This window comes from Phaeodactylibacter xiamenensis, from assembly GCF_000759025.1.
Lineage (GTDB): Bacteria > Bacteroidota > Bacteroidia > Chitinophagales > Saprospiraceae > Phaeodactylibacter > Phaeodactylibacter xiamenensis.
The window spans coordinates 51058-64498 of sequence record NZ_JPOS01000037.1; the positions used below are offsets into that span (position 1 = coordinate 51058).

The 13441-nt window shown below is 53.8% G+C and carries 10 protein-coding genes; 9 read left to right on the forward strand and 1 reads right to left on the reverse strand.

Features of this window, described 5'->3' with window-relative positions; translation table 11 throughout:
* Nucleotides 1–5 precede the first annotated feature (5 nt).
* The 9 genes from IX84_RS14710 to IX84_RS14740 all read left to right on the forward strand — a co-directional run bounded on the left by IX84_RS14710 (nt 6) and on the right by IX84_RS14740 (nt 11733).
* Nucleotides 6–2549, forward strand: coding sequence for a TonB-dependent receptor (locus IX84_RS14710; protein WP_044222288.1), 2544 nt, complete (start codon nt 6–8; stop codon nt 2547–2549).
* Between the two features lie 7 nt (nt 2550–2556).
* Nucleotides 2557–2724 carry a hypothetical protein gene (locus IX84_RS33360; RefSeq protein ID WP_160213783.1) on the forward strand — a complete coding sequence of 56 codons (168 nt, stop codon included), beginning with the start codon at nt 2557–2559 and terminating at the stop codon, nt 2722–2724.
* A 19-nt stretch (nt 2725–2743) separates the two neighbouring features.
* Entirely contained in the window at nt 2744–4387 is a 1644-nt protein-coding gene (gene treF / locus IX84_RS14715; RefSeq protein WP_044222291.1) for an alpha,alpha-trehalase TreF, read from the forward strand.
* A 19-nt stretch (nt 4388–4406) separates the two neighbouring features.
* Complete coding sequence (locus tag IX84_RS14720) at nt 4407–5339, forward strand: aldose 1-epimerase (RefSeq protein ID WP_044222294.1); 933 nt, start codon at nt 4407–4409, stop codon at nt 5337–5339.
* A 75-nt stretch (nt 5340–5414) separates the two neighbouring features.
* Nucleotides 5415–6470, forward strand: coding sequence for an Rpn family recombination-promoting nuclease/putative transposase (locus tag IX84_RS14725; RefSeq protein ID WP_160213785.1), 1056 nt, complete (start codon nt 5415–5417; stop codon nt 6468–6470).
* Between the two features lie 455 nt (nt 6471–6925).
* Nucleotides 6926–7069, forward strand: a complete 144-nt coding sequence (locus IX84_RS33365; protein ID WP_160213788.1) for a hypothetical protein — start codon at nt 6926–6928, stop codon at nt 7067–7069.
* A 37-nt stretch (nt 7070–7106) separates the two neighbouring features.
* Nucleotides 7107–7658 carry a hypothetical protein gene (locus IX84_RS14730; RefSeq protein ID WP_044222300.1) on the forward strand — a complete coding sequence of 184 codons (552 nt, stop codon included), beginning with the start codon at nt 7107–7109 and terminating at the stop codon, nt 7656–7658.
* Nucleotides 7659–7759: 101 nt separating this feature from the next.
* Nucleotides 7760–11542 (forward strand): hypothetical protein, encoded by a 3783-nt coding sequence (locus IX84_RS14735; protein ID WP_152605073.1) that lies wholly within the window; start codon nt 7760–7762, stop codon nt 11540–11542.
* Nucleotides 11533–11733 carry a hypothetical protein gene (locus tag IX84_RS14740; protein ID WP_044222307.1) on the forward strand — a complete coding sequence of 67 codons (201 nt, stop codon included), beginning with the start codon at nt 11533–11535 and terminating at the stop codon, nt 11731–11733. The genes IX84_RS14735 and IX84_RS14740 overlap by 10 nt, the downstream gene beginning before the upstream one ends.
* 74 nt (nt 11734–11807) lie before the next feature.
* Here the strand turns inward: IX84_RS14740 and IX84_RS14745 are convergent, their stop codons facing one another.
* The gene (locus IX84_RS14745; protein ID WP_044222310.1) at nt 11808–13415 is read right to left on the reverse strand and encodes a hypothetical protein; all 1608 of its coding nucleotides are present in this window, start codon (nt 13413–13415) and stop codon (nt 11808–11810) included.
* Nucleotides 13416–13441 lie beyond the last annotated feature (26 nt).

Consider the following 13441-nt stretch of genomic DNA (forward strand, 5'->3'; position numbering starts at 1 on the left):
GTATTATGAAGCATACTCAACTGTCACTTTTTGCCCTTTTTTTCATTTCTATCTTTCCCCTTTCTGCACAGGAAGCTAATTTAGCTAAGGTCACCGGCCTGGTCACCGATGCAGTCAGCGAAGCCCCGGTAGATTTGGTAACGGTTTACATTGATGGGACGAACAAAGCCGTGGAAACCAGCACCACGGGCCGTTACAGCATTACCGTGCCGGCCAATGAGGATTTCGTTCTGGTCTTCAGCCGTATTGGCTATCAAAAGGTCGAAGCCAAAATTGCCAATATGCCGCCCCGGACCACCCGGCAGGTGGATGTGGAAATGCCGCCCATTAATTCTGATGTGGAAGTCATCGTGCGGGAAAGCAAAATTAAGGATGCAGGCATCATCACCGAAGATGTGGAGCAGCTCCGCCTCCTGCCCACCACCACCGGAAACCTTGAAAGCCTCCTGCCGTACATCGCGCTGGGTGCAAGTGGTGGAACCGGAGGCGAGCTCAGCTCACAGTACAACGTGCGTGGTGGCAACTACGACGAAAACCTGGTCTATATCAATGACTTCGAAGTATACCGGCCGCAGCTCATCCGCGCCGGGCAGCAAGAGGGCCTGACCTTTGCTAACATGGACCTGATCCGGAGTCTTTCCTTTTCTTCCGGTGGCTTCGAGGCCAAATATGGAGATAAGCTGTCCTCTGTACTTGACATCAAGTACAAACGGCCGGATAGCCTTAGGGCTTCTCTGGAGCTGAGTTTCCTGGGGGGCTCTACTCATGCAGAGGGAAGCATCGATGTGGGTAAGGACAGCTACCGAAAGCTCCGTTACCTCTTCGGCGCCCGTTACAAAACGACCCGTTACCTGCTCGGCTCCCTGGATGTGCAGGGCGAATATATCCCCAATTTTACCGACTTTCAGACCTATATTACCTACGACATCAACCGCAACTGGCAGCTCGGCCTGCTGGCTAACTACAACCGCTCAGAGTACAACTTCACGCCTACGGAGCGTAGCACGGCTCTGGGCCTGATCAACTTCGCACTGGAGCTGTTCAGCGTATTCGATGGGCAGGAGGTCGATGATTTTACTACTTCGATGGGCGGATTGTCCCTGACCTATCTGCCCGACCGCAGCCGCAACCCCTTCTTCCTGAAATTCCTCGCTTCCTCCTTCCGCAGCGATGAGAATGAGCGGTTCGACATCATAGGCCGGTACAGCCTGCGCCAGATTGAGACCGGGCTGGGCAGTGATAACTTTGGGGAGGTGATTGCCGAGCTGGGCACGGGCACACAACAACAGTTTGTCCGGAATTTCCTGGACATTCAGCTCTACAATTTCCAGCATAAAGGCGGCATTGAGCTGCAGCTCGATCCTGACAAAGACGATGTGACAGCCAGCCACTTCGTGCAATGGAGCGCCAAAGTGCAAAACGAGCTCATCGACGATCGTATCAACGAGTGGGAACGCCTGGATTCGGCGGGCTATTCACTGCCCTACGATACTTCGGATGTCCAGTTGTTTAATGTGCTTAAGACCCGCAACGAGCTGGTGAGCACTCGTTTCACTGCCTTCGTGCAGGATACTTACACCTATCGCGACGAAGAGCGCGGTGAGTGGCGGGTTTCCGCCGGCGTGCGGGCTTCCTACTGGGATTTGAACCAGGAATTGCTCATCTCGCCCCGTGCCCAGCTGCTGTACAAACCGTTGGCAGGCAAACGCGATATTTCCTATCGCCTGGCGGGCGGCTTGTACTATCAGCCCCCGTTTTACCGGGAAATGCGGGGCTTTGACGGTAGTGTGAACACGGACCTGCGGGCACAAAAGTCCTTACATATTGTCGGGGGATTCACTTACGATTTCTACCTGGGCAAGCGCAACCCCAAGAAATTCCGCTTCATCACCGAAGCCTATTACAAGAGCCTTTGGGACGTTGTTTCCTACGAGATTGAGAATGTCCGCATCCGGTACTCCGGCCAGAATGATGCAACGGGCTACGTGACCGGCATCGACCTGCGCCTGAATGGCGAATTTGTGCCCGGGGCTGAGTCCTGGATCAACCTTTCCTTCCTGCGGGCGCGCGAAAGCCTCAATGGTGTGCAGCACCTCATCCGCGAAGTCGGGCAGACGGAAGGGCAGCCGGTAGATGACGTGCCTCGCCCCACCGATCAGTTCATGAACCTGTCGATGCTCTTCCAGGACTATCTGCCCAACAGCGAGAATTTCCGCATGCACCTCAACCTGACCGTAGGCACCGGCCTGCCTTTTGGCCTGCAGGGCAACAACGAAGTATTCCGAAATACCTATCGCTTTTCGCCCTATCACCGGGTGGATATTGGCTTTAGCCTGCAGCTGTTTGATGAGGAGAGGCGCCGGAAAAACCCCAGCCACTTCCTTAGCTTTACCCGCAACACCTGGCTGAGCCTGGAAGTCTTCAACCTCATGCAGGTCCGAAATCAGGCCGGCAATACCTGGATAAAAACTATCTTTAACCAGCAATACGCTATACCGAATTACCTCACTTCCCGGCGGATCAACCTCCGCCTGCGGATGGAATTCTGATTCGATTATGTCTGAAGAACAACCTAAAAAACGACGTTTACTGTCCCGATGGGACTGGCTATGGCTCATCATCGTTGCCGCTATCATCCTGTACGTACTGGCAGACCGCCTGGGCATGCCCGTGGTCACTAAAACAGAGCAGGAAGAACTGATTGAGCATCCGCATCGGGATTAAACCTAAACCATCGCTACCTATGAAAAAATCATACCTATTGGCTGCACTAAGCACTTTACTCGCACTGGCCGCCTGCCAAACCGAAGACGCACAAGCTGGTGCCGAACAGAATTCCGCACAGCCAGCTGCTGAAGCCCATCCCTTCCTGCCGCCGGCAGAGCGTTGGGGGCAACTGTTTGTCGATGTTCAAATGGCAAAGGTCTTCCCCGATGGAAAAACCTTTGTGGACTGTACGCCTAAGCAGCCTGCGGAAGAGATCCTTGCCGCCTATGAAGCGATGAAAGAGGAACCAGAGTTTCATCTAAAGGCTTTTGTACTGGAGCATTTCGAATTACCAAAGGACTACGCCTCAGGCTTTACCTCAGACCCTTCCCGCAGCCCGGCAGCGCACATCAACGCTCTTTGGCCGGTGCTGACCCGTGAGCCCGACAACCAAAGCACGATGGGGTCGCTCATCCCGCTGCCCAATGCCTACGTGGTGCCCGGTGGCCGCTTTGGCGAAATTTACTACTGGGACAGCTACTTCACGATGCTGGGGCTTGAAGTTGCCGGCAAAACCGATATGATCCGCAATATGCTGGACAACTTTGCCTACCTTATTGATACGGTGGGCTTCATTCCCAATGGCAACCGCGATTATTTTCTGACCCGGTCCCAACCACCTTTCTTTGCCGCTATGGTTGACCTGCTGGCACAGTCTGAACTGGAGTCCACAGATCAGCAGGCGGTCTACCTGCGTTACCTCCCTCAGCTGGAAAAAGAATATGCTTTCTGGATGAATGGAGAAGAGCAGGTGAGTGCCGAAAACCCGGCCGTGAAGCATGTTGTCCGTTTGCCGGAAGGCGAAATCCTCAATCGTTACTGGGATGAAGGCGATTATCCCCGGGAGGAGATGCACCGTGATGATATCGAAACCGCCGAAAAAGCAGAAGACCGCCCTGCAGAGCAAGTCTACCGGGACCTTCGATCTGCCTGCGAATCCGGCTGGGACTTCAGCAGCCGATGGTTTGCTGACCCTGAGCGCCTGGAGACCGTTCAGACCACGCAGATCATTCCGGTTGACCTGAATGCGCTGCTTTACAACCTGGAGCTCATCCTGTCCAAAGCCAACGCCCTGAACGGCATGACGGATCGGGCAGCGCTGTACGAGGAAAAAGCAGATCAGCGCCGCGCCGCTATTCAAAAGTACCTCTGGGATGAGCAGGAAAGCTTCTATCAGGACTACAATTTTGTGGAGAAAGCCTTCACGGGGCAGCGGTCTCTGGCTGCCGTGTATCCGCTGTTTTTCAACATCGCCTCGCCTCAGCAAGCCGCTTACGTAGCCGGTGTGCTGGAGCGGGACTTCCTCGCTGACGGTGGGCTCGTTTCCACCCTTACCCACAACGGGCAGCAATGGGATGCCCCCAACGGCTGGGCTCCCCTGCAGTGGATGAGCATTAAGGGCCTGCGCAACTACGGAGAAGACGAACTGGCGCAGCGCGTACGCGACAACTGGGTCGCCCTGAACGTCAAAGTGTACGAAAATACCGGCAAGATGGTGGAAAAATACAATGTGGAAGACATGGGGCTGGAAGCTGGCGGTGGCGAGTACCCGGTACAGGACGGCTTTGGCTGGACCAACGGGGTGTTGCTGCGCCTGCTAAGTGAAACAGAAGGGGAGTAATCGATAAAAAACAGGAAGCATGTTTCAAATTAAGACCGAAGCCTTTGGGGAATACGAAGCGTACCTGCTTTCGGATACTACCGGAGCTCATCAGCTCAAGCTAGTACCGGCATTTGGTGCCTGTGTGATTGACCTGCAACTGAATGGGCAGGCGGTGCTGGACACCTACAAAACGCCCCGTGAGATGGATATCAACCGCTGGGCAAAAAATGTACTGCTTTACCCTTTTCCAAACCGCCTCAAAAACGGGCAGTACGAATGGGACGGGCAGGCCTATGCGTTTCCGGTCAATGATGTGCCCACTGACAACGCGCTGCATGGCTTCGGTACCGAGCAGGAGATGGAAGTGGCGGGCTCAGAAGCTACAGCAGATTATGCTCAGGTCCGTTGCCGGTTTGACTATGACGGGGCATTGGAATACTACCCTTTCCCTTTCCGGTTTGAAGCCGCTTTCACTCTTCGGTTCGGCGCTCTGGAAGTGGAGTTATCTGTAGAAAATACAGGCGCTTCTGCATTGCCCTTCGGCATGGGGTGGCACCCTTACTTCCGGCTTTCGGATGACCTCGCCAATCATCACCTGCACCTTCCTCCCTGTGAAATGATTGGTGTGAATGCGGCAATGATCCCCACGGGCAAACGCTACGAATACACCACTTTCTCGCAACCCCGGCGTATCGGCAGCGAAGTGCTGGATAACTGCTTCGCCCTGCAGCAGCAGGAAGGGCGTATTGAAATTGTCCTTACGCATGCCGATCAGGAGCTCCGTTACTGGCAGGAGGTGGGGGAGAGCGGGTTCCCTTACGTTCAGCTTTTCACGCCTCCACACCGTACCTGCCTGGCCATAGAGCCTATGACCTGCAATATTGATGCTTTCAATAACCGGGAAGGACTGATACGTGTCGAATCAGGGGAGCGCCGTGCTGCGGTATTCGGGGTAGATAAAAACGGGTAGTGTTGTTTTTGTTTTTTATGGATGTTTTTAAAAGTATTTTGTATATTTATGGGCGTACGCACACTCTGTATGATTATGCCCTCAAAACCAAAAATACACCAGCCCGACGACCGTTTTTTTAAGTCGGTCATGAGCGACCCTGAAGTGGTCAAAGCTTATCTTCAGCACTTCTATCCGGAAATTGCCGGTATAGCGGACTTCAGTACGCTTCAGCAGCAGAATACGCAGTCTATGCGCCCCAATTTAAAGCTGTTCAGCGCTGATGTCGTGTACCGGTGCCGGTTGAAGGGTGGAAGTGGGGAACACTTTCATTTCTGCTTGCTGTTCGAGCACAAATCAGAGCCGGACGAGCATGTGGCGGTACAAATAGGGCTGTATATTTTTCTGCTGCTGCGTGAGCAAATTAAGGCCAGTAAACAGCCATTGGAGCCTGTGCTGCCCCTGCTGTTTTACAATGGGAAAGCAACCTGGCAACCCAAGCGCATCAGAGAAATCTTCAAGGTGCATCCCAGCTATGAAGTCCTGAAACCCTATCTGCCGGATTTTCGTTTTTTATTTGAAGATGCGCACCGATTACCCCCGGAAGAATTGCTAAAGCTGGATCTTAGCTACTTCCGCTCCACGGTACTGTCGATGGCGCTGCGGCATAAGCCGGACTTGATCTTTGAGTATATAGAGGTTATCTTTGAAGGGGCAGAAGACAGCGATCAGGTGCTTTCCATCATTACGTATATCCTGGGCGTAGCCGAGCGGTCTCCAAAGAGATTCCTGGAGGAACTGGAAAACACCGAATTCACGACAAAACCGAATGTGATGAGTACATTAGAACAACTTTTGGAAATGGGCCGGGAGGAAGGTAGAGAGGAAGGGCTGGATAAAGGCATGTACAAAAAGAGCATCTTCAACCTCCTCAAAACCGCTGTGCACTTCCCAGACTGGCCCGCTAAAAAATTAGCAGACTTCACAGAGCTGAGCATGGAGGTTGTTGCTACCTTCCTGTCTGTCAAATCGCAAGGGGATTCGGCAGTACTGAGCAGGTACGTCCGTCAGGATTTGCTTGCCAACATCCCACTGAGCGCGGAAGATGAGGAAAAGCTGGACCGGCTTGTTGTACAGTTGGCGGGTGGATAAAGCCATGAAGAAAAGCTCTGCCAATACATCTTCAGTACCCAATCTTATAGCACAACCTATAGCGCCTCCTCCGGAGTCTGGCGCAGACACCTTCAGCTACTCAAAGGAAGTGTAGCCTGCCTAATGAGCCGGACAAAACGGTCAAACGACTTCGTAGAAGTCACATCCTAATCTCTCAGGAACCCCAATGCAGCCCGACTTCGTAGAAGTCGCATGTACAACCCAGCCAGAACCAACGCTCCACCTACCCCCACCCAAGCCCCAAAAACAACAACAATGTTTTCACGCTGCAACCTTGACATTACCACAGCCAAGTCGTATATTACCAATCAATTGCACGAATCACTGCGCGCAGTAACATAAAAACCGGCGCTCCCTGTGTGACCGCCACACGTACTTGAACAAAAAACATAACCGCCCTGCTAAAGCCTTGAGCTATAGCAGTACCATTAGTATTGGCATTAAACAGGCATGCCCGAACAGCCGCCCAGCCGGCAGTTGAAGGCACCGCCCGTCCTATCCCCGCCGGGCGCTTCCGGCAGCGCAACTGGCTACAGCGCCGTGAGACGGGGATGCCCAAAGGGCGGGGGTGGATCTAAGTCAATTTCTATTTTTTCACACATAAAACCTTCACCTATGAAAAACAAATTCCTACTCCTCACCTGGCTGCTCGCCGTACCCCTGCTGTGGGTCGGGTGCGATAAGCCACTCTTTAAGCCCGACAGAGGTTCCATCGCACAGCCCAATGAGCTACCGCCCATCACCACGACCGGGGAGGGCAACTTCGCCTGCAAAATCAATGGGGTGAACTGGCAGCGCTGTGGGGGCGGGTTCCTTCAGAGTAGTATACTTGGAAACTGGTCTCCGAATTATAAGATTTTTCAGATTTCTGGGATGAGACGAAGCTGTGAGGGCTTTGATGATTCGGTTTATATCGCTGCGTATGTAGATAGTGTAGGTAGATATAGCTTGCACGATGCATTCTATAACGATCGAAATCATCCTTGTCAAGAGTCAAGTGACCCTTCACGTCTGTTGGAAGGTGCTGACAACTGGGTAGAAATTCTCAACCTGGACACTGAAGAATTTATCGTCTCTGGCACCTTTCAGTGCACAGTGGTCGATGATAACTGCGGCGACACGATTTACATCACCGATGGCCGATTCGACTACGACTGGGCCAATTAATTAACCTATTTTAACCTTTATCAAATGCGACTATACTCGGAACGGAGAGGTTTGGGCCTAAGGCACAAACCCGACGCACGCGTATATGCCGACACGAAGTCATGTTTGGAACCAAATTACTTCGTCGTCGGTATAACCGCTATTTTCAGAAACCTGCTGCTTGGAGTATTCATCCTGGCAGCGCCTGCGCTCTGCGCGCAACAGACCATAGATACGTCCCCCCCCCCGGATATTACACGCCGGACTGGGTCTTTGCTAACCTCGATTTAAGTGGGTTGTCTACCGGCTTGCTGCAAGAACACGGCACGCCCTTCACGCGCCTCAGCGCCTTCAATGGCGACCCGGACAGCACCACCATCTCCACGCCCCTCCGCTGCCGCCTCGTGCAGGCCACTTTGCTCAGCGCCACCGTCAATGCCAATGCGCAGGTGGATACGGCCGCGCTTCCTGCGGAGTCTGGCTCTGATACCTTCGATTACCAAATTCTGCTCTACGCTTACCATAAACTTAAACCGGATGCGGTCAGCCAAAACCTCATCAGTATCACCAATAATCAGCTGGTAGATATTTCCGGGCCTCAGGATTCGCCTTACAAGCGGGAGTTTGCCATTGCGGCTGCTCCGTGGCGCAAGAAGGCGCTGACGGCCGGGCAGGTTTATGCATTCAGCCCCACCGTGGCGACCAATATTCCGGCACAGTTTGTAACGGGGTACGAAATCAATACGGGGCAGGGGTTCACCGCTGTTGCACCGGGCAGTGTATACACCTTTACGGCATCATCGGGCAGCGAAATGGATTTTGAAGCCCGGGTAACGCTGACCAATGGTAAGGTACTGCTCAGCCGGAGCAAAATGGCGGTAGTGCCGGATATCGGACCGGTTTCTCCGATTGATCCGGTTGATTATTGCGCAGCAGAAGAGTTTACCATTGATCTTGGATCTACAGAGCCTGCCTGGGATGATGAAACCGATCGGCTGTTTGTTCAAACCTCCTGTTGCGATGACATCATCCGTCGGCCCTTATTAATTATAGGCGGCTTTGAAACGCCCACTTTATTCGATCCGGATATCGAGGATAATAAGGTGGATGGGCATCCTTTCTTTATTGATAATGATTTTGACTTTATTATTCAACGATTAAGAGATGCTCAGACACCAACCGGAAACCGAGTAATTCAAGACCTACTCAACGACGGCTACGACCTCATTTTCCTGGACTTTGACGATGAGACTAAACCTCTGGAGCAAAATGCCCAAGTGGTCAAGCAAGCCATCCGGGAAATCAATGACCGCAAGGTTACCGATGAGCCATTGGTGATTGCTGGCCTAAGCATGGGCGGAGTAGTGGGCAAGCTGGCCCTGCTGGAGATGGAGCGCGATGGGGAAACCCATGATGCCCGTTTGTTCGTCAGTGTGGATTCCCCACTGCGGGGGGCGAATATCCCGCTTGGGTTGCAGCATATGGTCCATCACCTGAATGGTTTAAAGGTGCATGTTGTCCCGGGCGTTGCAAGTATCTCACTAGGCACGTTAGTGCCAGACCTTTCTGGGGCTGCTTTTACTCTAAAACGCCCTTCGGTTCGTCAGTTGTTGACCTACCATAGTGAAGAGGACCTGCTGTTCAATAACTCCTACCGGAGTTTCTATGATTACTTCACGAGCCTGGGCAAACTGCAGCAATGCGAGCATTTGGCGATAGCCGCTGGCTCTCAGATAGGCATTGGGCAGGGCTTTAATCCGCATGATAAACTTGTCTCTCTGGCAGGGACTTCAGGTCAGCTTCTGACCCAGTTTTCTAATTTGGGCAGTGGCTGGAGCCTTCCAATTGATATTGCCAGCAATCTTTTTCTTGGCACAGGTGGATATTTGGACTTTGATGTTTGGTCCTTGCCAGATATGCCCTCGTCTCCAAAGTTTATCTACCGCAACGTGACAGTTGTACGTGTGTTTACTATTCCCGTAGTATTCGACATCGTAAAAGTCCGAGTTTCGGGCACCCAGCCTTTCGATAGTGCTCCGGCAGGACGTTCCGCTCTGGTTGATGATGAAGGCGGGGCATTGCCAGGCCTGCTTCAGCCCAATTTTGGCTTTATTCCAACCATAAGCGCTTTAGAAGTGGGGCCCTATCAGTCTTTAGCAGGGCCACTGAGCGACCCCTTCCAGCCTATCAATGATAACAACGCGGTGCTGGCCTTGTCACAAACCACGATGGACTACATGGTGGCTACTATTGATCCGGTAGTAGAGTTTGCAAACCTTGACCATGAAAACCCTTTTAGCCCTGAAAACACCGGCATGCTGCTCTCCGTAGCTTCCAATGGGGCAGTAACCCCTGCCACGCTCGACAACCGTACCTTCAACCACGGGGACAGCCCGGAGGTCTATGATTACGCCAACCCTCCTATGCCTTTCCCGGTATATCGCACAGAGCCCATTATCGATGAAGATACCGACATCATCAACGGCGGGCAACTCTGGGTCAACCGGGCCGGGCGAATCGGCTTTACGGATATAGCAGCCAATCTCAATAACGATGAAGTCAGTGATTTTGAGGTCTTCATCCGCAGCAGCTTCTGCGAGGGCGACCCCACCACCCTCACCATCGCCCCCACCGCCCGTATGGAGCTCGGCCAATGGGACGCCGCCGCCGGCATCACCAACACCGCCCAGGTCTACGTGCAGGCAGACGCGACGGTCTCCATTCAAGCCCAGGGCGAGCTGTACATCAATAAAGACTCCCGGTTTATCGTACAGGAAGGGGGCTACACCGAGGTACTCTCCGATGGGCTGCTCAGCGCAGGCTTTGGCGGGCAGGTCCGCATCGAAAAAGGGGGCGAAGCCCGCATTGGCAGTGGGGGCATTTTGCGCGTCAGCCAGGATTCCAAGTGCGTGGTGGAAGACGGCGGCAAGCTGGTACTGGAGCCGGGCGCTATCGTGCAGCTTTGGGACGGGGACGACCCCTTCGGGCGTGCTGTGCTCGAAGTGCAGGGCGAGCTGGAGGTACAGGGCAGCATCGACTTCAGCGGTAATGGCTTCTTTGACTTTTTCCAGAGCCATATTCTCAGCCTTACGGGCGGTATTTTCCGCATCGAAGGGCGGGGCATCGGCAAGCGCTTCCTGCGCCTGCGCAACAATACGACCCTTAATATTGGAGACAATACCGTAGAGCTGCTGGAAGGCCTGGCGGAATACGGGAATTATGCCAAAATCTCCGTAGGTCAGGGCGAAGCCTTTATCTCCAACATAGAGCTGAAGACCGGCGGGCAGACGGCGGTGGGCCTGCTGGCTGACGGGGCGACTAAAATCCGTTTTGTATACAACGAAGCCTACGGGTTTGCCAATGCTGTGGAGGCTTACCATACCTACCCAGCCAATGCGCTGGACTTCCTGTTCTTCCAGAGCGGCTTTTCTGATAACCGGAATTCTATCTGGCTCTCATACGGCAGCAATGCGCGGGTTTGGGACTGCCATTTCAATGGCACCGGCACCGGTGTGAATGCGATGCTGCTCGACGAGCTGCAGTCTGTGCGGGTAGACGCAAGTGTCATTGAAAACTACAATGTGCCAACGGAGCCTGAATATATGACCTGGGGCGCCGTCCACGTCTCCAACGTAGGCGAGTACATCATGAGCGGGGGCGAGCTGTCCAATAATGACGTGGGCTTGTACTGCCCGCCAGGCAAGTATGTTAATGTCACCCTGCGCGGGCAGGCTGAAGTGGCGGATAATGATTTCTATGGGCTCCATATCGTGGAGGGCAACCGGGAAGGCAGCAACTATGGGCTGGTCACGATGGACTGCGCCAAGCTGCTCAATAACGGGCTGGCCGGCATAAAAGGCAGCCCTCCGCCTTCCCCAACCCGGCACAGGACGAAGTGGCGGTAGAGTGGAGCCCGGGCGCCCAATTCTCTCTGCGCGCCATTAATGCAGCCGGGCAGGAGGTATGGTCAGGCCTGCTGCCGTCCGGCACCAACCGCTTGCCGGTCGACAGCTGGGCAGAGGGCTGGTACTTCCTGCACTTCACTACCGCAGACGGGCAGCGCGCCCATCAGCTCAAAGTGATGGTACAGCGGTAAGGCATGAAGAGGAATAAGGCTTTATGGACAAGCTCTGGCGGTGTTGGCTGCCGGGGCTTGTCTGTTTTCCTTCATCAATCTACTGTTTTCCACTCCAGCCCCTCCTGTATCAAAAATACAGCTCCTTGCTCCGGCTGCCTCAGCGTCAAAAAATAATGATGCCCTTTGCTATCGACCTCATATACTTCTGTGTCATAGCCCGGCCCCATACCAATACCGCGCCTCCACCACCAATTGCCCCACTGATTAAACTCCACCCGTAAGGTGCCCGTATTGTCAACGGTAGCGGTGGCACCATCCGTAAGACGGGTCATATTGTATTGGGCTACTTCGTAGATTTGACCGTTGTAAGGTTGTTGCCTGATGTACTTCAACGCATCGCGAAAGGCGTGATCCTCCCCGCTGTAGTCGCGGAACATGGGCGCACCCTGAAAGTTGTCCGGCAGATTAAGAAGGTAAGCCGCCGGAGCATCGTAGTAGTCAAATCCATCGAGCATTTGCTGGTATACCTGTGTGGATTTCCACCAAAACTGATTGTGCTGCCACAGGAAATAGCTGGAACAACCAAGATAGGCCAGCAGCAGAGGCAGGCGGCCCCACCTCGGCAGCGCGCTCAAGCCTGCGGCCAGAACCAGCGCGAGAAAGGCAGAGGCGAGATAGCCGTAGCGGTCGTTTTCCAAATGCAGGGTGTAATTGAAATACAGGTTGAGCACCGGAAGCAGCGCCAGCCCAAAACCCGTCAGCCCTATGACCGATAACCGCCACCGGTTACTCAGTCTGTTCCGGAATATAAGCCCTGCGGCTAAGAGCACAATCAATATTCCACCCAACCCCAACGCAACCGCAGGTTGTGCCAACCCCTCAAAAAGCCATTGTTTGGCAGCGTGCGGCCAGTTGCGGGCAAAAAGCAAATGCTTGGCGGTGTAGCGCAGACCGTTGCCAAGCAGCACCGGTAGCTCAAACTTGAGATGGACCTCCGCTCCGTAGTGCCCTACCCAGGACCCAAGCATAAGCCGGTTGAGCATAAAGTAAAGCCCTACGCCTCCAAACTGCGGCAGGCTCAGTCGCCGCCACTTAGGCCAGCTTCCATGGGGTAGCATCAACAGGAGCAAACTGCTGAGGAGCGGGATGATCAGGACCAACTCAAAGGTGAATAAGCCCAGGATAAAGAGGCCCTGTATTAGCACCCACCGACGAGGGTCAGGCTTGTCCAGCCAGTCTAAAGTGAGGCGTGCCGTACCCAAAATGACTGCGGTGGAAAGCAGGAAGTTCTGTGCCACCCGCCAGGTGACTGGCTCGGAAGCATAGGGCGATAGCAGGAAGAGAAAAGCCGCCATCCACCCCATCAGATGAGCATTAGGCAACTGCAGGCGCTCGCTCAGCGCTTTCCCCAACTGCAAAAGCAGTAACGCATTGAGCGCATGAAGGCTACTCTGCAGCAGATACCAGGGCAGGGGCGCAATGCCAAAGACGGAATGCCAGGTAAAAAGCAGGGCATTCAGTACCTGCTGCATGGCCGGAAACCCAAAGCAGTCCAGTATGCCCGCAGCTGTCCTTCCTTCAAAACGGGACAACAGCCCTGTAAAGTCCGTGACGAAGCCGGAGTGCCGTGTGGGAAAGTAAAACAGCTGGGTGATGGCCCAAAATAAAAGGTACTGCAACAGGGCAGGGTAGCGCCGCATTCTTTTTTGAGGCTAAGATAAGGTAT